Below are 19,847 nucleotides of genomic sequence, written 5' to 3' on the forward strand. Positions count from 1 at the left end.
GGCCGGGATGTCCGAGGTGTCGCCCGACGAACTGCGGCGGGTGGTCGTGCTCGATGCGGCCGCCCAGATCGAGGACCAGCTGGGCGGGCACGGCCGGGTGCTGTCCGGCGCCGTGACCGACGCCCCGGCCGACGCCCCCGACCTGATCCCCGACCTGACGGTGACCGCCCCGGGGGCGGAGCCCGACGGCCGGGGCCGGTACGCCGGGAGCGACGTCGAGGCCGTCCTGGAGGTGGCCCGGCCGCACCTCGCCGAGACGGCGCTGGCGTACGCGCGCAGCGGGATCCCGCTGTACGTGGTGGTCGACCCGGCGGCGGCGGCCTGCACCGTGCACACCGCGCCGTCCGCCGACGGCGGGTACCGGGAGGCGGAGCGGGTGCCGTTCGGCAACGACCTGTTCCTGCCGCTCGCCGGGCGGACGCTGGTGCTGCGGACGGACGAGTTCCCGGCCGGGCCGCCCACCCCGGGTGCGGGGCCGGACGCCGGGCGGGGGATAGTGGACGGGTGAGCGCACCTGACCAGACCCCCGTACCCGCCCCGCCGGCCCCCGCGTCGGGCCGCCGGACGCTCGGCGTGATGCTCCTGCTGACCGTGCTGAGCGCCGTGCTGGTGCTGACCGCCGTCGGCCGGGTCTGGGCCGAGGGCCGGGCCGGCACCCTGGCGGTGTCCGTCTCCGGCGGCGCGATCTCCGAACTCCCGGGCGGACTGGCCCTGGTGGGGCTCGCGGCGGCCGTCGCGGTGTTCGCGGTGCGCGGCGCGGGCCGGCTCGCGGTCGGCGCGCTGACCCTGCTGGCGGGCCTCGGCGCGGCCGCCGCCTCGGCCGCGGGCGCCGGGGACACCGCCGCGCTGGACGCCGAGGCGGCCCGCAAGCTGGCGCTGTCCGGGTCGGCGGCCACCGAGGTCGGCCACACCGGCTGGCCCTGGGTGGCGCTGGCCGGCGGGCTGCTGCTGGCCGTCGCCGGGCTGCTCACCCTCCGCTACGGCCGGAGCTGGCCGGCCATGGGCAGCCGCTACGAGGCGCCCACCCGCAAGGCCCCGGCGAAGAGCGAGACCCCGGCCGACCTGTGGAAGGCGCTGGACCGGGGCGAGGACCCGACCACGGTCTGAGCGCGGGGTCTGAGCGCGGGCCTTGAGCGCCGGGCCCGAGCGGGCCCGGGCTTCGGGCCTCAGCGGGCCCCAGTAGACCTCAGCAGCCCGCAACGGGCCCCGGCGGCGGTGTGACGCGATAGACCCGCCACCCGCTTTGGGCCGCCGGTGTGTGGCCCGGCACAATGGAACCCGTCAACCCGCCGGCGGCCCCGCAGGCCCGGCCGGGCCCCGAGAGGCTAGGAGCACCACTCAGATGGCAGCAGCAGCACACGGTCACACCACCGCCGCCTGGACCGGCGTGACCATCACGTTCATCGGTTTCGGGATCGCGGGGGTCGCGATGATCCTCCCGTCGGTGATGCTGGTCTGGGCCGGCATCGCGGTCATCCTGGCCGGCGGCGTGGTCGGCAAGGCCATGTCGATGGCGGGCATGGGCCAGCAGCCGAGCGCCAACGTGTACACCTCGCACGAGGAGCAGCGCGCGGCCCGGGCCGCCGTCGCCGCCTGACGACGGACTCCTCGCAGCAGTACGACTCGCAGGAGTACGACTCGTAGCAGTACCGACTTGTAGCAGTACCGAACGGCGGGCGCGCCACGCCCGCCGTTTCGTTCTGTCCGGGCCCGGCACGGGCAGAATCGGGGCGTGACCTCCGCCTCCACCACCTCCGCCCTGCCGCCCGTCCTGCGCCGGCTCGGCCCGCCGCTGGCCGCGCTGGCGGCGGTGGCCGTCCCCGCCGTCTACGTCGCCGCGGTGGACCCGAACACCCCCGGGCACTACCCCGACTGCCCCTTCCTGGCCGCCACCGGCTGGTGGTGCCCCGGCTGCGGGGGGCTGCGCTGCGTCCACGCGCTGGCCCACGGGGACTTCACGGGCGCGCTGCACGACAACGCCGCGGCCGTCCTGCTGTTCGGCGTCCTGGCGCTGTTGTGGCTGCGCTGGGCCTGGGCCGCGCTGACCGGCGCCGGGCCGCGGCCCAGGCCGCCGGTCGGGGCCCGGCGCTGGGTGCTGATCCTCCTGCTGCTGCTGGTGTTCACGGTGGTGCGCAACCTGCCCGTCGGGGCGGGGCTGGCGCCCCTGCTGGTTTGACCGCCCACGCCGACGGGTAGCGACCCGCGCAGGCTCGCGCACCGGTCCACACCGGGGCCCGTACATCGGTCCACTTGGTCCGCACCGCACGTTCGGGCACCGCCGGAGAACCGGTGAAACCGCAGTTGGGGGCTGCTCAGGGGGGCGTCCGGCACGCGAGACGCACACCGGGCGGATGCGCCCCGCGCCCCCGGGTGCCGATACCATCGAAGTGCCGCCGGGCCACCGCCCGGACGGCTCGTCGCCGGCGAACGAACAGAAATGTTGGGGGCACTTCGCGTGAGCGAGCGAACCATTGACAGGTGCGTGTTGCGCGCAGCGCCTGCTGAGCGAAGCGAGGTGTGCGCATGAGTGTGCTCGACACGATCATCGAGGGGGTCCGCGAGGACCTCGCCGAACGGCAGGCCCGGGTCTCCCTGGACCAGCTGAAGGAACTCGCCGCCAAGGCCCCGGAGGCCAAGGACGGCGTCGCCGCGCTCAAGGGCGACGGGGTCCGGGTGATCTGCGAGGTGAAGCGCTCCAGCCCGTCCAAGGGCGCCCTGGCCGCGATCGCCGACCCGGCCGCCCTGGCGAGCGACTACGCGGCCGGCGGCGCCGCCGCGATCAGCGTGCTCACCGAGCAGCGCCGCTTCGGCGGCTCGCTGGCCGACCTGGACGCCGTCCGCGCGGCGGTGGACACCCCGCTGCTGCGCAAGGACTTCATCGTCACCGCCTACCAGCTGTGGGAGGCCCGCGCGCACGGCGCCGACCTCGCGCTGCTGATCGTCGCCGCCCTCGACCAGTCGGCCCTGGTGTCGCTGATCGAGCGGGCCGAGTCGATCGGCCTCACCCCGCTGGTCGAGGTGCACGACGAGGAGGAGATCAAGCGCGCGGTGGACGCCGGGGCACGGATCATCGGCGTCAACGCCCGCAACCTCAAGACCCTTGAGGTGGACCGCAACACCTTCGGCAACGTCGTCCACGCCATCCCGGACAGCGTCGTCAAGATCGCCGAGTCCGGCGTGCGCGGCCCGCTGGACGTGATCTCCTACGCCAACCTGGGCGCCGACGCCGTCCTGGTCGGCGAGTCCCTGGTGACCGGCAAGGACCCGCGCGCCGCGGTCGCCGACCTGGTCGCGGCCGGCGCCCACCCCGCCGTCCGGCACAAGGACTGATCCGCCGACATGAAGATCGCCACCCGCCTCGCCCCCGGTTGCCGCCCGCGCGGCTGCCGCGCGCCCGCACGCCGGGTGCTGGGGCGGCGGGTGCGCTACGTGATCGGCTGCGAGCCCGGGCAGGTGCCGGGCCGCCGATGGCGACGGACATCCGGCTGAGCCCAGCCACGAGACGTCCCTGTCGTCATCTTCCAAAGGACTCCACCATGTCCGACAAGTCCGCGAAGGACTACCTGCCCGGCGCCCAGGTGCCGGACGCCCGAGGCTACTTCGGTGCCTACGGCGGCCGCTTCATCCCCGAGGCGCTGGTCGCCGCGGTCGAGCAGGTCGCCGAGGAGTACGAGAAGGCCAAGGCCGACCCGGCCTTCGCCGCCGAACTCGACGGCCTGCTCAAGGACTACACCGGCCGCCCGAGCCCGCTGACCGACGTGCACCGCTTCTCCGCCGAGGCGGGCGGCGCGCGCGTCCTGCTCAAGCGCGAGGACCTCAACCACACCGGCTCGCACAAGATCAACAACGTGCTGGGCCAGGCCCTGCTCACCCGGCGGATGGGCAAGACCCGGATCATCGCCGAGACCGGCGCCGGCCAGCACGGCGTGGCCACCGCCACCGCCTGCGCCCTGTTCGGCTTCGACTGCACCATCTACATGGGCGAGGTCGACACCCAGCGCCAGGCGCTGAACGTCGCCCGGATGCGGATGCTCGGCGCCGAGGTGGTGTCCGTCACCTCCGGCAGCCGCACCCTCAAGGACGCCATCAACGAGGCGTTCCGCGACTGGGTCGCCAACGTGGACTCCACCCACTACCTGTTCGGCACCGTGGCCGGCCCGCACCCCTTCCCGATGATGGTCCGCGACTTCCACCGGGTCATCGGCATCGAGGCCCGCCAGCAGGTGCTCGACCGCACCGGGCGGCTGCCCGACGCCGTCGTCGCCTGCGTCGGCGGCGGCTCCAACGCGATGGGCATCTTCCACGAGTTCATCCCCGACGCCGGCGTGCGCCTGATCGGCTGCGAGGCCGCCGGCGAGGGCGCCGACACCCCCAAGCACGCCGCCACCCTCACCAAGGGCGACCCCGGCGTGCTGCACGGCTCGCGCACCTACGTCCTCCAGGACGAGGACGGCCAGACCATCGAGTCGCACTCCATCTCCGCCGGCCTCGACTACCCGGGCGTCGGCCCGGAGCACGCCTGGCTGAAGGACACCGGACGGGCCGAGTACCGCCCCGTCACCGACGACGCCGCCATGCAGGCGCTGCGGCTGCTGTCCCGCACCGAGGGCATCATCCCGGCCATCGAGAGCGCCCACGCGCTGGCCGGCGCCCTGGAGCTGGGCCGCGAGCTCGGGCCCGAGGCCACCATCCTGGTCTCGCTCTCCGGGCGCGGCGACAAGGACATGCACACCGCGGCCGAGTACTTCGGCCTGTACGACGAGCCGGCCGGCGGCTCGGCCCACGACGCGGCCCACGGGGGTAAGTGACCATGGCATCGAAGCTCAGTGGCATCCTGGCGGCCGCCAAGGCCGAGGACCGCGCCGCGCTGATCGGCTACCTGCCGGGCGGCTTCCCGACCGTCGACGGCGGCATCCGGGCGATCAACGCGCTGATCGAGGGCGGCTGCGACATCGTCGAGGTCGGCCTGCCGCACTCCGACCCGGTGCTGGACGGCGCCGTCATCCAGACCGCCGACGACATCGCGCTGCGCGGCGGCGTGCGGATCAAGGACGTGCTGCGCACCGTCCAGGAGGTCGCCACCGCGCACCCCGAGGCGGCGGTGCTGGTGATGACGTACTGGAACCCGGTCGACCGCTACGGCACCGCGCGCTTCGCCGCCGACCTCGCCGCCGCGGGCGGCGCCGGCTGCATCCTGCCGGACCTGCCGGTGGAGGAGTCCGAGGAGTGGCGCAAGGCGGCGGACGAGCACGGGCTCGACACCGTGTTCGTGGTCGCCCCCAGCAGCAAGGACCCGCGCCTGGCCGAGGTCACCGCGGCCGGCAGCGGCTTCGTCTACGCGGCCGCCGTGATGGGCGTGACCGGGACCCGCGCCCAGGTCGGCTCGCTCGCCGAGGACCTGGTCGCCCGCACCCGGGCCACCACCGACCTGCCGGTCTGCGTCGGCCTCGGCGTCTCCACCCCCGCGCAGGCCGCGGAGGTGGCGGGCTTCGCCGACGGCGTGATCGTGGGCTCCGCGTTCGTGAAGCGGATCCTGGAGGCCGGCGACGACGAGGCGGCCGCGCTGGACGCGGTGCGCGCCCTGGCCGGCGAGCTGGCGGCGGGCGTCCGCCGGCGCTGACCCGTACGTCCTGACGGCCCGTCGCCCTTCGTGGGTGGCGGGCCGTCGCGCTTGCGTGCGCCCGGCTCGCCGGGCGGCGGCGCTCGCGCGGCCCCGAACGGGTGAACAGCGACGGGCACACGCATCAGCCGGGGTTGACCGGCGTTGAGTGGAGGGACGAGTGCACGAACGAGGTGCACGGGGGTTGCCGAGCGAGCGAAGGAGTGAGCCGGTGCCGGGTCTCCATCGGGCCGTTCTGCTGCGGGCGGCCGCCGCCGCGCTGGCGCTCGGCGCCGCCGTCGGCGCGCACACCGAGGTGGGGCAGGCGCTGGCCAGGCGCGGTGCCGAGCGGGCCGTGCGGGACGCGTACGCCTGCGCCGAGGCGGCCCGCTGGGACGCCGCCGAACGGGCCGCCCACCCGCACCACGAGGGCCGCGCCGACCTGTTCGACCCCGGCCGTCCGCCCGGCTGCCGCTCCTGAGGGCCGCGCGGACCTGATCGACCACGGCCACCCACCCCTGAACGGACGTTCGCCGGATTCGGACACACCATCACCAGACGTCACCCATCCGGCTTAATTCCTGAATATGGAGGAACCGCCCTTCGTCCCTTACGGTTCATCAGGAAGTGAACGAGTTTCCCGAGGGGGGTTCCCTGATGGCCGGCCCGGCAGCGCAGCCCGGTGACACGGCGCCCGCGCCGCCCGCCCGGCGGCCGGTGCCAGCCTGGAGTCCGTGGCTGGGCACCGTCGTCCGGCTCGGCCTCGCGGTGGTCTGGGGCTGGGCCGGCCTGGCCAAGATCGCCGACCCGGCGGAGGCCGCCCAGGCCGTCCGCGCCTACGAGATCCTGCCCGAGGGCCTGGTCAAGCCGGTCGGCTACGCCCTGCCCTTCCTGGAGCTGGCGCTCGCCCTGCTGCTGGTGATCGGCCTCGGCGTCCGGATCGTCGCCGGCGTCTCCGCGCTGCTGCTGCTCACCTTCATCGCCGGGATCGCCGCCGCCTGGGCGCGCGGCATCTCGATCGACTGCGGCTGCTTCGGCGGCGGCGGGCACGTCGACGCCTCGCAGACCGAGTACCTCCAGGAGATCCTGCGCGACACCGGGTTCCTCCTGCTGGCCGGGTGGCTGCTGTGGCGGCCCCGCACCAGGTTCTCGGCGGACGGCTGGCTGGCGAGCTGACCGGCCGGCCCCGCCGCACCCCCACCCCACCCCACGAAGGCCCTCCCGATTGTGGATGTCAAGGCAATGAGCGAGAAGAACCGAGAAGGCAAGCGCACCGCCCGCGAGCGGATGCTGGAGCAGCGGTCGGCCGACGAGGCCACGTCCAAGCGCAGGAAGAAGCTGTTGGTGGGCGGCGCGGTGCTCGTGGTGATCGCCGCCGCCGTGGTCACCGGCGTCGTGGTGCAGAACCAGCGCTCCAAGCCGGAGACCCCGGTCGCCGCCCCCGCCGGGACGATCGGCGACAAGAACCTGGTCATCCCGGCCGGCTCGGCCAACGCCCCGGCCGTCCTCACCGTCTACGAGGACCCGCGCTGCCCGGCCTGCGGGATCTTCGAGCGCGAGTTCTCCTCGACCGTCGACCAGCTGGAAGACGCCGGCAAGATCTACACCAACTACCACATCGTGTCGTTCATCGACCGGGCCGTCCCGGGCAAGGGCTCCAAGGCGGGCGCCAACGCGCTGGCCTGCGCCCAGGACGCCGGGCACTTCCGGGACTTCCACGACGTGCTGTACCGCAACCAGCCGGGCGAGACCAGCGACGCCTTCGGCGACAAGGCCGTCCTGATCAACCTCGCCAAGCAGGTCAACGGCCTCGACACGCCCGCCTTCCAGGCTTGCGTCAACGACAACAAGTACGGCGGATGGGTGTCGTCCGTGCAGCAGGACTTCGACAAGTCCAGCTACAAGTCCACCCCGACCGTGCTGCTCAACGGCCAGCCGGTCTACCCCAAGAACGGCGCCGAGGAGATCACCCCGGCGAACCTGGTGAAGTGGGTCGACGCCGCCAACCAGGGCAAGCAGCTGGGCACCGCAGGCTCCAACGGGCAGACCCCGGCGCCCACCAGCACCGCCTCGGAGGCCAACAACCCGTCGCCGACCGCGGGCTGAGCCCCGCACACCGCCGGGTGACCGCCGCCGCCTCCTCCCCGTCCGGAGGGGGCGGCGGCGTCGTTCCCGGCGCCCGTTGTTCGGTATCTGTGACCCCGGGGGTGCCCAGCAGGGGCCGCAGACCCTGTAGCGTCGGAACCGCCATGGATATCGCCTACATTCCCAGCCCGTCGCGGGGCGTCCTGTACCTCGGACCGATCCCGCTGCGCGCCTACGCCTTCTGCATCATCCTCGGTGTCGTCGTGGCCGTCTGGCTCGGCAGCAAGCGCTGGGTCGCCCGGGGCGGTGCCAAGCACACGGTCGGCGACATCGCCGTCTGGGCCGTGCCCTTCGGCCTGGTCGGCGGCCGGCTGTACCACGTGATCACCGACCACCAGCTGTACTTCGGGGTCGGCAAGAACCCCTGGAACGCCTTCAAGATCTGGGAGGGCGGCCTCGGCATCTGGGGCGCCGTCGCGCTCGGCGCGGTCGGGGCCTGGATCGGCTGCCGCCGCCGGGGCGTGCCGCTGCCCGCGTACGCGGACGCCATCGCGCCGGGCATCGCGCTCGCGCAGGCGATGGGCCGCTGGGGCAACTACTTCAACCAGGAGCTGTACGGCCGGCCGACCACGCTGCCGTGGGGCCTGGAGATCGACAAGACGCTGCCGGGCGGCGAGGTCGTCAAGGGCGTCTACCACCCGACCTTCCTGTACGAGTCGATCTGGTGCGTCGGCGTCGCGCTGCTGGTGATCTGGGCCGACCGCCGCTTCAAGCTGGGGCACGGCCGGGCCTTCGCGCTGTACGTGGCCGCGTACACGGTGGGCCGGTTCTGGACCGAGTGGCTGCGGATCGACGAGGCGCACGTCTACTTCGGCCTGCGGCTGAACGACTGGACGTCGATCGTGGTGTTCATCGGCGCCGTGGTCTACCTGGTGGTCGTCGGCAAGAAGCGGCCCGGCCGGGAGGACCCGGCGAGCATCGACCCGCTGGCCGACGAGGAGGGCGAGGCGCAGGGCCCGTCCGACAAGGCGGCGGCGTCCGGCAAGGCCGCGGGGTCCGAGAAGTCCGGTAAGGCCGAGAAGGCCGGCAAGGCCGCTTCGGCGGAGAAGGCCGGCGGGAAGCCCGCGCCGTCCGAGAAGGTCGCCGGGGCCGGTGAGACCGCCGAACTGTCCCAGTCCGCGGACGAAAAGGCGGACGCGGAGGCAGCCTCCGAGGCCGTCGAGAGCGCCGACAAGAATGCCAAGAACCTGACCTGACCTGGGAGTTCCCCCCGCTTCGGCCGCCCGCGCGATGCTCGCGCAGGGCGGCCGAAGCGCTGTTCGGACAGCCTTACTTTGCTGGAAATGCGCAGGTCAGACGGTCTACGGTCGGGGCAGACGAATCGAACGGAGGGGAACTGCCGTGAGCGCGACCACCCTGGAGCCCGAGGCCGGGCACCACCCCCGCATACCCGCTGCCGGGCACCACCGGGACGTGAACGGAGGCTGGCTGCGGCCCGCCGTGTTCGGGGCGATGGACGGCCTGGTCTCCAACTTCGCGCTGATGACCGGCGTGGTCGGCGGCTCGGCGTCCAGCGGCACGGTGGTGCTGACCGGGCTCGCCGGGCTGGTGGCCGGCGCCTGCTCGATGGCGGCGGGGGAGTACACCTCGGTGGCCTCGCAGGCCGAGCTGGTGCAGGCCGAGATCGAGGCCGAGCGGCTGGAGCTGAGCCGCAACCCGCACGGCGAGCTGGCCGAGCTGGCGCAGCTGTACATCTCCCGCGGGGTGGAGCCGGACCTCGCCCACGAGGTGGCCCGGCAGCTGTCCGCCAACCCGGACCAGGCCCTGGAGATCCACGCCCGGGAGGAGCTGGGCATCGACCCGAACGACCTGCCGTCACCGTGGGTGGCCGCCGGGTCGTCCTTCGTCTGCTTCGCGGTGGGCGCGCTGCTGCCGCTGCTGCCGTACCTGCTGGGGGCGACCTCGCTGGTGCCGGCGTTGCTGCTGTCGGTGGTGGGGCTGTTCCTGTGCGGCGCGGTGGTGGCCCGGGTGACGGCGCGCAGCTGGTGGTTCAGCGGGCTGCGGCAGCTGGTGCTGGGCGGGGCGGCGGCCGGGGTGACGTATCTGCTGGGGTGGCTGATCGGCGGGCACGTCGGCTAGGTGCACTCGTTCGGCCGGGGTGTGTGACGACCCGGAGGAGTGCATGACTATGCCAGGTAGTGCGTGACGTTCCGCACATGGCCGCCGGGCGGTGCCTGGCCTAGTCTCACCATCCGGGCTTCGGGGCCGAGGATTCGCATCCGTGGGTGAGCCCTCGGGATCGATTCACAGGCGTCCTTGATCGTCCCGTGTGGCGATCGGGTTTCGCCCCTGTTTCAGGCGGCCGACCGCCGGGCACAATCGAGGGGACGCGCATTGTGGCGCGTCCTCTCATTCCCCCCTTGACCTGCGGATCAGTCCGCCATGTGGACGAGATATTCCACTTCCCGGGATCTTGGGCATCATGTAACTTGCACGAAATCGCATCAGGGCCAACGTCGTCCCTCCTTGCACCACACAGCCGAAAGACGACGACGGGAGAGCCGATGCTGCCTGCATCCATGCACTCCGCCAACGAGCCCCAGGCCGGCGCAGCCCGCCAGCCGTACGCGCTCGTTCCGGATGCGCGACCTACCGCTCAGGGCCTGTACGACCCGCGAAACGAGCACGACGCCTGCGGCGTCGGTTTCGTCGCCACGCTGACCGGCATCGCCGACCACACCATCGTCGAACAGGCGCTGACCGTCCTGCGCAACCTGGAGCACCGCGGCGCCACCGGCGCCGAGCCGGACTCCGGTGACGGCGCCGGCATCCTCACCCAGATCCCGGACGCCTTCCTGCGCGGCAAGGTCGACTTCGAGCTCCCCGCCGCCGGCTCCTACGCGGTCGGCATCGCCTTCCTGCCCGACGAGGACGCCGCCGACGCGGACGCCGTCGCCCGGATCGAGGCCATCGCGGCCGAGGAGGACGTGACCGTCCTCGGCTGGCGCGACGTCCCCGCCACCCCGGACCTGCTCGGCGCCACCGCCCGCAGCGTCATGCCGCGCTTCCGGCAGCTCTTCCTCGCCAAGGACGGCCTGGCCGGGATCGAGCTCGACCGGACCGCCTTCGTCGTCCGCAAGCGCTCCGAGCGCGAGGTCGGGGTCTACTTCCCGTCGCTGTCCGCGCGCACCATCGTCTACAAGGGCATGCTGACCACCGGCCAGCTGGAGCCCTTCTTCCCCGACCTGTCGGACCGCTCCTACGCCTCCGCCGTCGGCCTGGTGCACTCGCGCTTCTCCACCAACACCTTCCCGAGCTGGCCGCTCGCCCACCCGTACCGGTTCGTCGCCCACAACGGCGAGATCAACACGGTCAAGGGCAACCGCAACTGGATGAGCGCCCGCGAGTCCCAGCTCGCCACCGACCTCATCCCCGCCAACCGCAACGGCCGGGGCCTGGAGCGGATCTTCCCGGTCTGCACCCCGGACCACTCCGACTCCGCCTCCTTCGACGAGGTCCTGGAGCTGCTCCACCTCGGCGGCCGCTCGCTGCCGCACTCGGTGCTGATGATGATCCCGGAGGCGTGGGAGAACCACGCCACCATGGACCCGGCCCGCCGCGCCTTCTACCAGTACCACTCCAACCTGATGGAGCCCTGGGACGGCCCGGCCTGCGTCACCTTCACCGACGGCAACCAGATCGGCGCCGTGCTCGACCGCAACGGCCTGCGCCCGGCCCGCTACTGGATCACCGAGGACGGCCTCGTCGTCCTCTCCTCCGAGGTCGGCGTGCTCGACATCGAGCAGGAGAAGGTCGTCAAGAAGGGCCGCCTGCAGCCCGGCCGGATGTTCCTCGTCGACACCGCCGAGGGCCGCATCGTCGGGGACGAGGAGATCAAGTCCTCCCTCGCCGCCGAGCACCCCTACGCGGAGTGGGTCGGCGCCGGGCAGATCCAGCTCGCCAAGCTGCCCGAGCGCGAGCACATCTTCCACACCCACGCCTCGGTCACCCGCCGCCAGCAGACCTTCGGCTACACCGAGGAGGAGCTGCGGGTCATCCTCGCGCCGATGGCCAAGACCGGCGGCGAGGCGCTCGGCTCGATGGGCACCGACTCGCCGATCGCCGCGCTCAGCGAGAAGCCGCGCCTGCTGTTCGACTACTTCGTCCAGCTCTTCGCGCAGGTCACCAACCCGCCGCTGGACGCCATCCGCGAGGAGCTCGTCACCTCGCTGCTCAGCAACCTCGGCCCCGAGGGCAACCTGCTGGCCGCCGAGGCCGCCGCCTGCCGCTCGGTCGGCATCACCTTCCCGGTGATCGACAACGACGAGCTGGCCAAGCTCGTCCACATCAACCACGACGGCGACCAGCCCGGCCTCAAGGCCGTCACGCTCTCCGGCCTCTACAAGGTCGCCGCCGGCGGCCAGGGCCTGGCCGCCCGGCTGGCCGAGATCGCCGCCGAGGCCGACGCCGCGATCGCCGACGGCGCCCGGATCGTCGTGCTCTCCGACCGGCACTCCGACGCCGAGCACGCCCCGATCCCCTCGCTGCTGCTCACCTCCGCGATCCACCACCACCTCATCCGCACCAAGCAGCGCACCCAGGTGTCGCTGCTGGTCGAGGCCGGCGACGTCCGCGAGGTGCACCACGTCGCGCTGCTGATCGGCTACGGCGCCGGCGCCGTCAACCCGTACCTGGCCATGGAGTCCGTCGAGGACCTCGTCGCCCAGAAGGTCTTCATCCAGGGCGTCGAGGCCGAGAAGGCCATCAAGAACCTGATCAAGGCGCTCGGCAAGGGCGTGCTCAAGGTCATGTCCAAGATGGGCATCTCGACCGTCGCCTCCTACCGCGGCGCCCAGGTCTTCGAGGCCATCGGCCTCTCCCAGGAGCTGGTCGACGGCTACTTCGCCGGCACCACCACCAAGCTCGGCGGCATCGGCCTGGAGGAGATCGCCAAGGAGACCGCCGCCCGCCACGCCAAGGCCTACCCGGCCTCCGGCATCCCGGCCGCGCACCGCGCGCTGGAGATCGGCGGCGAGTACCAGTGGCGCCGCGAGGGCGAGCCGCACCTGTTCGACCCGGACACCGTCTTCCGGCTCCAGCACTCCACCCGCAACCGCCGGTACGACATCTTCAAGCAGTACACGGACCGGGTGAACGAGCAGTCCACCCGCCTGATGACGCTGCGCGGCCTGTTCCAGCTGGACGCCCTCGGCCGGACCCCGATCCCGGTCGAGGAGGTCGAGCCCGTCTCCGAGATCGTCAAGCGCTTCTCCACCGGCGCCATGTCGTACGGCTCCATCTCCCTGGAGGCGCACGAGACCCTCGCCATCGCGATGAACCGCCTCGGCGGCAAGTCCAACACCGGCGAGGGCGGCGAGGACCCGGACCGCCTGTACGACCCGCAGCGCCGCTCGGCCATCAAGCAGGTCGCCTCCGGCCGCTTCGGCGTCACCTCCGAGTACCTGGTCAACGCCGACGACATCCAGATCAAGATGGCCCAGGGCGCCAAGCCCGGCGAGGGCGGCCAGCTGCCCGGCCACAAGGTCTACCCGTGGGTCGCCAAGACCCGGCACTCCACCCCGGGTGTCGGCCTGATCTCGCCGCCGCCGCACCACGACATCTACTCGATCGAGGACCTGGCGCAGCTCATCCACGACCTCAAGAACGCCAACCCGGCCGCCCGCATCCACGTGAAGCTGGTCTCCGAGGTCGGCGTCGGCACGGTCGCCGCGGGCGTCTCCAAGGCGCACGCCGACGTGGTGCTGGTCTCCGGGCACGACGGCGGCACCGGCGCCTCCCCGCTGACCTCGCTGAAGCACGCGGGCGGCCCCTGGGAGCTCGGCCTCGCCGAGACCCAGCAGACCCTGCTGCTCAACGGCCTGCGCGACCGCATCGTCGTGCAGACCGACGGCCAGCTCAAGACCGGCCGCGACGTCGTCATCGCCGCGCTGCTCGGCGCCGAGGAGTTCGGCTTCGCCACCGCGCCGCTGGTCGTCTCCGGCTGCATCATGATGCGCGTCTGCCACCTGGACACCTGCCCGGTCGGCGTCGCCACCCAGAACCCGGTGCTGCGCGAGCGCTTCTCCGGCAAGCCCGAGTTCGTGGTCAACTTCTTCGAGTTCATCGCCGAGGAGGTCCGGGAGATCCTCGCCGAGCTGGGCTTCCGCACGATCGAGGAGGCCGTCGGCCACGCCGAGCACATCGACGCGGCCGCCGCCATCGACCACTGGAAGGCCGCCGGGCTCGACCTGGCCCCGCTCTTCCACGTCCCGCAGCTGCCCGAGGGCGCGGCCCGCCACCGCACCACCTCCCAGGACCACGCGCTCGACAAGGCCCTGGACAACCAGCTGATCACGCTCGCCGAGGACGCCCTGGAACGCGGCGAGACCGTCCGCATCCAGCTGCCGATCCGCAACGTCAACCGCACCGTCGGCACCATGCTCGGCCACGAGGTGACCAAGCGCTACCGCGGCGAGGGCCTGCCCGAGGGCACCATCGACGTCACCTTCACCGGCTCCGCCGGGCAGTCCTTCGGCGCCTTCGTGCCGCGCGGCGTGACCCTGCGGCTGGAGGGCGACGCCAACGACTACGTCGGCAAGGGCCTCTCCGGCGGTGTCGTGATCGTCCGCCCGGCCCGCGACGCCGCGGCCATCGGCAACGACGCGCAGAACCACGTCATCGCCGGCAACACCATCGGCTACGGCGCCACCTCCGGCCGGATCCACCTGCGCGGCAAGGCCGGCGAGCGCTTCGCCGTCCGCAACTCCGGCGCCACCCTGGTCGTCGAGGGCGTGGGCGACCACGGCCTGGAGTACATGACCGGCGGCCGGGTCGTCATCCTCGGCGAGACCGGGCGCAACCTGGCGGCCGGCATGTCCGGCGGCATCGCCTACGTCCTGGACCTGCGCCCCGCGAACGTCAACGACGGCCTGGTGGGCATCGAGGCCCCCTCCGCCGCCGACCGCGACTGGCTGCGCGAGACCGTGCAGCAGCACTACGAGGAGACCGGCTCCACCGTCGCCGCCGAACTCCTGGCCGACTGGGGCAGCGGGGTCTCCCGCTTCTCCACGATCATGCCGACCGACTACAAGGCAGTGCTCGCCGCCAAGGACGCCGCTGAGCGCGACGGCCTCTCCGAGGCCGAGACCACTCGCAAGATGATGGAGGCGGCTAATGGCTGACCCCAAGGGCTTCCTGACCACGCCCAAGCAGCTGGCCGAGCGGCGCCCCGTCGACGTGCGCCTGCGGGACTGGAACGAGGTCTACGTCGAGCGCAGCCTCCTGCCGATCATCACCGAGCAGGCCGGCCGCTGCATGGACTGCGGCATCCCGTTCTGCCACAACGGCTGCCCGCTCGGGAACCTCATCCCCGAGTGGAACGACCTCGCCTACCGGGACGACTTCGTCGGCGCGATCGAGCGGCTGCACGCGACCAACAACTTCCCGGAGTTCACCGGCCGCCTCTGCCCGGCGCCCTGCGAGTCGGCCTGCGTGCTCGGCATCAACCAGGACGCGGTGACCATCAAGAACGTCGAGGTCACCATCATCGACAAGGCCTGGGACCGCGGCGGCGTCACGCCGCAGGTCCCGGAGCGGCTGTCCGGCAAGACCGTCGCCGTCGTCGGCTCCGGCCCGGCCGGCCTGGCCGTCGCCCAGCAGCTCACCCGGGCCGGGCACACCGTCGTCGTGTACGAGCGCGCCGACCGCGTCGGCGGCCTGCTGCGCTACGGCATCCCCGAGTTCAAGATGGAGAAGCGCCACATCAACCGCCGCGTCGAGCAGATGCGCGCGGAGGGCACCCGCTTCCGCACCGGCGTGCACGTCGGCGAGGACATCACCGGCCAGCAGCTGCGCGAGCGCTTCGACGCCGTCGTCGTCGCCGCCGGCGCCACCACCGCGCGCGACCTGTCGGTGCCCGGGCGCGAGCTCAAGGGCGTCCACCAGGCCATGGAGTACCTGCCGCTGGCCAACAAGGTGCAGGAGGGCGACTTCGTCGAGTCGCCGATCAGCGCCAAGGGCAAGCACGTCGTCGTCATCGGCGGCGGCGACACCGGCGCCGACTGCGTCGGCACCGCCCACCGCCAGGGCGCGGCCTCCGTCACCCAGCTGGAGATCATGCCGCGGCCCTCCGAGGAGCGCCCCGGCCACCAGCCCTGGCCGACCATGCCGATGACCTACAAGGTCACCTCCGCGCACGAGGAGGGCGGCGAGCGGATCTACTCCGTGAACACCACCCGCTTCACCGGCGACGAGGACGGCAACGTCCAGGAGCTGCACCTCGTCGAGGTCGAGTTCAGGGACGGCCGCTTCGAGCCCGTCCCCGGCACCGAGCGGGCCGTCCCGGCGCAGCTCGTCACCCTGGCCATGGGCTTCACCGGCACCGACGTCCGCAACGGCCTGGTCGAGCAGCTCGGCGTGGACCTGGACGCGCGCGGTAACATTGGCCGCGACGGCCGGTTCGCCACCAATGTCGATGGCGTCTACGTCTGCGGAGACGCCGGCCGCGGTCAGTCGCTGATCGTCTGGGCCATCGCGGAAGGCCGCTCGGCCGCAGCCGCGGTGGACAAGTACCTCGGCGGCAAGACCCCACTGCCGGCCCCGATCCGTCCCACCGACCGCCCGCTGGTCGTCTGACGGGCCGACCGGCCCCCCGAACCCCCGGTGCCGCATCGCCGGGAGCTCAACCCGCTGCCCCCGCCAGAGTCGCCGGGCCAACGCGGTCTCCTGGCGCCTGCCCTCTTCCCCGACCAGTTGGAGGGCGGGCGCCGTCGCGTTCCCCCGCCTTACCCTGAAGCTGGCGGGCCCGTCAAGGGTCGTGTCAACTCTCAGACATTTCCCAGGACTTGGGTCTACCGTAGGCCCGTTCCGGACGCCGCGCGGGAGGGCCTGACCGGACGGACTGTTGTTCGCCGGTGCCAGGTGGCAGACTGCCGCCGACGGCCGGGGGGCTGCTGCGCGAGTGCGGAGGTTGACGCGATGAGCACGACTCAGACAAGCGGAGGCGCCACGGTACGGCGCCTGCTGCTCGGCACCCAGCTGCGCAAGCTCCGCGAGGCCAGGGGCGTCAGCCGCGAGGAGGCCGGCTACTCGATCCGCGCCTCCGAGTCCAAGATCAGCCGGATGGAACTCGGCCGGGTCGGCTTCAAGGAACGCGACGTCGCCGACCTGCTCACCCTCTACGGCGTCGAGGCCGAGCAGGAGCGCGCCACCGTCCTCGGACTCGTCCGGGACGCCAACGCCACCTCTTGGTGGCACGAGTACGGCGACGTGCTGCCCGCCTGGTTCCAGAACTACGTCGGCCTGGAAGAGGCCGTCGCCGAGATCCGCAGCTACGAGGTCCAGTTCGTCCACGGGCTGCTCCAGACCGCCGACTACGCCCGCGCCGTCATCGCCGCCGGCGGCCACGTCACCGACCCCGGCGAGATCGAACGCCGCGTCGAGGTCCGGCTCAAACGCCAGGCCCTGCTCACCGCCGAGAGCGGCCCCCGCCTGCTCGCGATCCTCGACGAGGCCGCGCTGCGCCGCCCCTGGGGCGGCCCCGAGCTGATGCGCAACCAGATCGACCGGCTGCTCGAACTCGGCGAACTGCCCAACGTCCGGCTCCGGGTGCTGCCGCTGGGCTGCGCCGGACTGAGCGCCGAGAGCGGCGCCTTCACCGTGCTCGGCTTCGCCGAACCCGAACTCGCCGACGTCGTCTACGTCGAACAGTTCACCACCGCGCTCTACCTCGACAAGCCGGCCGAGGTCGCCGAGTACCGCCACGCCATGGAAGGGCTGCTCGCCGACAGCCTCGACCCCGAACAGACCCGGCAGCTCCTGTACTCCGTACGCCAAGAGCTGTAAGACGTCAGTACGATGATGCCCAATCAGACCGGGCCGTAGCGGCTCGCCCGCCGACGTTCCCCGAACCGGCACGAGAGGGATCAGATGTCGTACTTCTCCGAGTTGGCGCTGCAGTACATCGACGGCGAATGGTGCAGCGGCAGCGGCTCCTGGGACATCGTCGACGTCGACCCCTACACCGGCGACAAGCTCGCCACCATCACCGTCGCCACCATCGCCGAGGTCGACCGGGCCTACCGGGCCGCCGAACGGGCCCAGAAGCAGTGGGCCGCCACCACCCCCTACGCCCGCCGGCTCGTCTTCGAACGCGTGCTGCGCCTGATCGAGGAGCGCGAGGAGGAGATCACCCGCGCCATCATGGCCGAACTCGGCGGCACCGCGCTCAAGGCCGCCTTCGAACTCTCCCTGGTCAAGGACATGCTGCGGGACTGCCTGCGGGTGTCCCTGGGCCTGGAGGGCCGGCTGCTGCCCTCGATCACGCAGGGCCAGGAGAACCGCCTCTACCGGCTGCCGGTCGGCGTCGTCGGCGTGATCAGCCCGTTCAACTTCCCGCTGTACCTCTCGATCAAGGCCGTCGCCCCCGCCCTCGCGCTCGGCAACGGCGTGGTGCTCAAGCCGCACCAGGAGACCCCGATCGTCGGCGGCACCCTGATCGCCCGGCTCTTCGAGGAGGCCGGCCTGCCGGCCGGGCTGTTCAACGTCGTGGTCACCGACATCGCCGAGATCGGCGACGCCTTCATCGAGCACCCCGTGCCCAAGGTCATCGCCTTCACCGGCTCCGACCGGATCGGCCGGCACGTCGCCACCGTCGCCGCCGCCAACTTCAAGCGCACCGTGCTCGAACTCGGCGGCAACAGCGCGCTGATCGTGCTCGACGACGCCGACCTCGACTACGCCGTGGACGCCGCCGTGTTCAGCCGCTTCGCCCACCAGGGCCAGGTCTGCATGGCCGCCAACCGCGTCCTCGTCGACCGCTCCGTCGAGGCCGAGTTCACCGCCAAGTTCGTCGCGAAGATCTCCTCGCTCACCGTCGGCGACCCCAAGGACCCGGCCACCCAGATCGGCCCGCTGATCAACCCCGTCCAGGCCGACACCATCACCGCCCAGGTCGACCAGGCCATCGCCGCCGGCGCCACCGCACTGCTGCGCGGCACCACCGTCGGCAGCCTGATGGAGCCCGTCGTCCTCACCGGCCTGGCCGAGGACGCGCCGATCCTCCAGCGCGAACTCTTCGGCCCGGTCGTGCTCGTGGTGCCCTTCGACGGCGAGGACGAGGCCGTCCGGCTCGCCAACGACAGCCCCTTCGGGCTCAGCGGCGCGGTGCACACCGGCGACGTCGAGCGCGGCGTCCGGGTCGCGCACCGGATCGAGACCGGCATGATCCACGTCAACGGCGGGACCATCGCCGACGAGCCGGCGGTGCCGTTCGGCGGGGAGAAGAACTCCGGCATCGGGCGGCTCAACGGGGAGTCCACGGTGGACGCGTTCACCACCGTGAAGTGGATCTCCGTCCAGCACGGGCGCACGGCCTTCCCGTTCTGAGCGGTGCTGGTCCGGGCGTTCTTGTTCCGGGCGTCTTCGTTCTGACGGTGCCGCCTCGGGCGGTGCGGGTCGCCCGGCGGCAGCTGCCGGGCGACCTGATCGGTCAGGCCGGGTAACGGATGAGACCGTCGGTGGCGAGCTCGAAGCCGAAGGGAGTGGGGATCGGCACCCGGTCGCCGAAACTGCCGGTCCAGCGTTGGCGGTAGGCGCCGTCGGAGGGCTCGGAGTAGAGGGTGATGTCGCCCTTGCGCGGATCGATCAGCAGGTACAGCGGGATCCGCATCTGCGGGTAGTCGCGCACCTTGCCGACCAGGTCGTTCTCCGGGTTCGACGGCGAGACGATCTCCACCGCGATCGCCGCCTCCTCGGCCGGCACCTCGTTGCCGCCCAGTTCGACGACCGAGATCGGGATGTAGGTCAGGTCGGGGTTGCGCAGCTTGCCCACGTTCGGCGACGCCAGATCGGTGTTCTCGCTCGGCATCAGGTCGGACGGGCGACGCGCGTCGAACTGCTCGCGGATGAGCAGCAGGTTGCGCTGGTGGATCACCGATGGGCCGGCCATCATGATGATCTCGTCGCCGGAGATCTCGATCTTCCACCCGGCCGGAGGCGTCAGGCTTTGCGCGTAGGCCAGCAGCCGCGCGTGGCGCTCTGGGATCTGGAACTCGCTCATGGGCCCCATTCTTCCACTGCGAACAGCACGAAGGCCGTCGGGGGGGGGGGGGGGTGGTCCCGACCACGGACGTCCCACAGGGGGGTTGCAAAAACAGGCAGACTC

Annotated in this window: 18 protein-coding genes; 17 read left to right on the forward strand and 1 reads right to left on the reverse strand. The window is 72.3% G+C overall.

Translation table 11 applies throughout. The features are described from left to right. Nucleotides 1-7 precede the first annotated feature (7 nt). The 17 genes from ACFVX9_RS20665 (at nucleotide 8) to ACFVX9_RS20745 (ending at nucleotide 19,069) form a co-directional block, all read left to right on the forward strand. Nucleotides 8-508 (forward strand): Uma2 family endonuclease, encoded by a 501-nt coding sequence (locus tag ACFVX9_RS20665; protein WP_380481637.1) that lies wholly within the window; start codon nucleotides 8-10, stop codon nucleotides 506-508. After that, a complete protein-coding gene (locus tag ACFVX9_RS20670; RefSeq protein WP_380376397.1) occupies nucleotides 505-1,107 on the forward strand; it encodes a TIGR02234 family membrane protein in 603 nt (200 codons plus the stop codon). The genes ACFVX9_RS20665 and ACFVX9_RS20670 overlap by 4 nt, the downstream gene beginning before the upstream one ends. A 235-nt stretch (nucleotides 1,108-1,342) precedes the next feature. Beyond that, complete coding sequence (locus tag ACFVX9_RS20675; protein WP_380334098.1) at nucleotides 1,343-1,597, forward strand: HGxxPAAW family protein; 255 nt, start codon at nucleotides 1,343-1,345, stop codon at nucleotides 1,595-1,597. A 135-nt stretch (nucleotides 1,598-1,732) separates the two neighbouring features. Continuing rightward, on the forward strand, nucleotides 1,733-2,176 hold the full coding sequence (locus ACFVX9_RS20680) for a DUF2752 domain-containing protein (protein WP_063347168.1): 444 nt from the start codon (nucleotides 1,733-1,735) through the stop codon (nucleotides 2,174-2,176). A 347-nt stretch (nucleotides 2,177-2,523) separates the two neighbouring features. Continuing rightward, on the forward strand, nucleotides 2,524-3,330 hold the full coding sequence (gene trpC / locus ACFVX9_RS20685) for an indole-3-glycerol phosphate synthase TrpC (RefSeq protein WP_063347167.1): 807 nt from the start codon (nucleotides 2,524-2,526) through the stop codon (nucleotides 3,328-3,330). 9 nt (nucleotides 3,331-3,339) lie between these two features. Next, a complete protein-coding gene (gene trpM / locus ACFVX9_RS20690) occupies nucleotides 3,340-3,489 on the forward strand; it encodes a tryptophan biosynthesis modulator TrpM (RefSeq protein WP_167745855.1) in 150 nt (49 codons plus the stop codon). 47 nt (nucleotides 3,490-3,536) lie between these two features. Continuing rightward, nucleotides 3,537-4,808 carry a tryptophan synthase subunit beta gene (trpB, locus tag ACFVX9_RS20695; RefSeq protein WP_063347166.1) on the forward strand — a complete coding sequence of 424 codons (1,272 nt, stop codon included), beginning with the start codon at nucleotides 3,537-3,539 and terminating at the stop codon, nucleotides 4,806-4,808. Between the two features lie 2 nt (nucleotides 4,809-4,810). After that, a complete protein-coding gene (gene trpA / locus ACFVX9_RS20700; RefSeq protein ID WP_063347165.1) occupies nucleotides 4,811-5,620 on the forward strand; it encodes a tryptophan synthase subunit alpha in 810 nt (269 codons plus the stop codon). A gap of 211 nt (nucleotides 5,621-5,831) precedes the next feature. Further along, a complete protein-coding gene (locus ACFVX9_RS20705; protein ID WP_063347164.1) occupies nucleotides 5,832-6,080 on the forward strand; it encodes a hypothetical protein in 249 nt (82 codons plus the stop codon). A 176-nt stretch (nucleotides 6,081-6,256) separates the two neighbouring features. Then, nucleotides 6,257-6,775, forward strand: coding sequence for a MauE/DoxX family redox-associated membrane protein (locus ACFVX9_RS20710; RefSeq protein WP_363618934.1), 519 nt, complete (start codon nucleotides 6,257-6,259; stop codon nucleotides 6,773-6,775). Between the two features lie 66 nt (nucleotides 6,776-6,841). Continuing rightward, the gene (locus ACFVX9_RS20715; RefSeq protein ID WP_380376409.1) at nucleotides 6,842-7,705 is read left to right on the forward strand and encodes a DsbA family protein; all 864 of its coding nucleotides are present in this window, start codon (nucleotides 6,842-6,844) and stop codon (nucleotides 7,703-7,705) included. A 143-nt stretch (nucleotides 7,706-7,848) separates the two neighbouring features. Beyond that, nucleotides 7,849-8,940 carry a prolipoprotein diacylglyceryl transferase gene (lgt, locus tag ACFVX9_RS20720; RefSeq protein WP_387982900.1) on the forward strand — a complete coding sequence of 364 codons (1,092 nt, stop codon included), beginning with the start codon at nucleotides 7,849-7,851 and terminating at the stop codon, nucleotides 8,938-8,940. Nucleotides 8,941-9,100: 160 nt separating this feature from the next. Continuing rightward, nucleotides 9,101-9,823 (forward strand): VIT1/CCC1 transporter family protein, encoded by a 723-nt coding sequence (locus ACFVX9_RS20725; RefSeq protein ID WP_380481729.1) that lies wholly within the window; start codon nucleotides 9,101-9,103, stop codon nucleotides 9,821-9,823. A 440-nt stretch (nucleotides 9,824-10,263) separates the two neighbouring features. Further along, a complete protein-coding gene (gltB, locus tag ACFVX9_RS20730) occupies nucleotides 10,264-14,865 on the forward strand; it encodes a glutamate synthase large subunit (protein ID WP_387982927.1) in 4,602 nt (1,533 codons plus the stop codon). Further along, on the forward strand, nucleotides 14,858-16,318 hold the full coding sequence (locus ACFVX9_RS20735; protein ID WP_380481630.1) for a glutamate synthase subunit beta: 1,461 nt from the start codon (nucleotides 14,858-14,860) through the stop codon (nucleotides 16,316-16,318). The genes gltB and ACFVX9_RS20735 overlap by 8 nt, the downstream gene beginning before the upstream one ends. 342 nt (nucleotides 16,319-16,660) lie before the next feature. Then, a complete protein-coding gene (locus ACFVX9_RS20740) occupies nucleotides 16,661-17,527 on the forward strand; it encodes a helix-turn-helix transcriptional regulator (protein ID WP_363368552.1) in 867 nt (288 codons plus the stop codon). Nucleotides 17,528-17,611: 84 nt separating this feature from the next. After that, on the forward strand, nucleotides 17,612-19,069 hold the full coding sequence (locus ACFVX9_RS20745) for an aldehyde dehydrogenase family protein (RefSeq protein ID WP_380380534.1): 1,458 nt from the start codon (nucleotides 17,612-17,614) through the stop codon (nucleotides 19,067-19,069). Between the two features lie 103 nt (nucleotides 19,070-19,172). Here the strand turns inward: ACFVX9_RS20745 and ACFVX9_RS20750 are convergent, their stop codons facing one another. After that, a complete protein-coding gene (locus tag ACFVX9_RS20750) occupies nucleotides 19,173-19,742 on the reverse strand; it encodes a Uma2 family endonuclease (protein ID WP_380380536.1) in 570 nt (189 codons plus the stop codon). Between the last annotated feature and the right edge of the window lie 105 nt (nucleotides 19,743-19,847).

The organism is Kitasatospora sp. NPDC058243 (assembly GCF_042882025.1).
Classification (GTDB): Bacteria; Actinomycetota; Actinomycetes; order Streptomycetales; family Streptomycetaceae; genus Kitasatospora.

Bases quoted from the DNA above. Each gene is read 5' to 3' on its own strand.
- trpM (WP_167745855.1), top strand. From the start codon at position 3,340: ATGAAGATCGCCACCCGCCTCGCCCCCGGTTGCCGCCCGCGCGGCTGC.
- ACFVX9_RS20735 (WP_380481630.1), top strand. From the start codon at position 14,858: ATGGCTGACCCCAAGGGCTTCCTGACCACGCCCAAGCAGCTGGCCGAG.
- ACFVX9_RS20750 (WP_380380536.1), bottom strand. From the start codon at position 19,742: ATGAGCGAGTTCCAGATCCCAGAGCGCCACGCGCGGCTGCTGGCCTAC.
- ACFVX9_RS20675 (WP_380334098.1), top strand. From the start codon at position 1,343: ATGGCAGCAGCAGCACACGGTCACACCACCGCCGCCTGGACCGGCGTG.
- ACFVX9_RS20710 (WP_363618934.1), top strand. From the start codon at position 6,257: ATGGCCGGCCCGGCAGCGCAGCCCGGTGACACGGCGCCCGCGCCGCCC.
- ACFVX9_RS20745 (WP_380380534.1), top strand. From the start codon at position 17,612: ATGTCGTACTTCTCCGAGTTGGCGCTGCAGTACATCGACGGCGAATGG.
- ACFVX9_RS20740 (WP_363368552.1), top strand. From the start codon at position 16,661: ATGAGCACGACTCAGACAAGCGGAGGCGCCACGGTACGGCGCCTGCTG.
- gltB (WP_387982927.1), top strand. From the start codon at position 10,264: ATGCACTCCGCCAACGAGCCCCAGGCCGGCGCAGCCCGCCAGCCGTAC.
- ACFVX9_RS20715 (WP_380376409.1), top strand. From the start codon at position 6,842: ATGAGCGAGAAGAACCGAGAAGGCAAGCGCACCGCCCGCGAGCGGATG.
- trpC (WP_063347167.1), top strand. From the start codon at position 2,524: ATGAGTGTGCTCGACACGATCATCGAGGGGGTCCGCGAGGACCTCGCC.
- ACFVX9_RS20665 (WP_380481637.1), top strand. From the start codon at position 8: ATGTCCGAGGTGTCGCCCGACGAACTGCGGCGGGTGGTCGTGCTCGAT.
- trpA (WP_063347165.1), top strand. From the start codon at position 4,811: ATGGCATCGAAGCTCAGTGGCATCCTGGCGGCCGCCAAGGCCGAGGAC.
- lgt (WP_387982900.1), top strand. From the start codon at position 7,849: ATGGATATCGCCTACATTCCCAGCCCGTCGCGGGGCGTCCTGTACCTC.
- trpB (WP_063347166.1), top strand. From the start codon at position 3,537: ATGTCCGACAAGTCCGCGAAGGACTACCTGCCCGGCGCCCAGGTGCCG.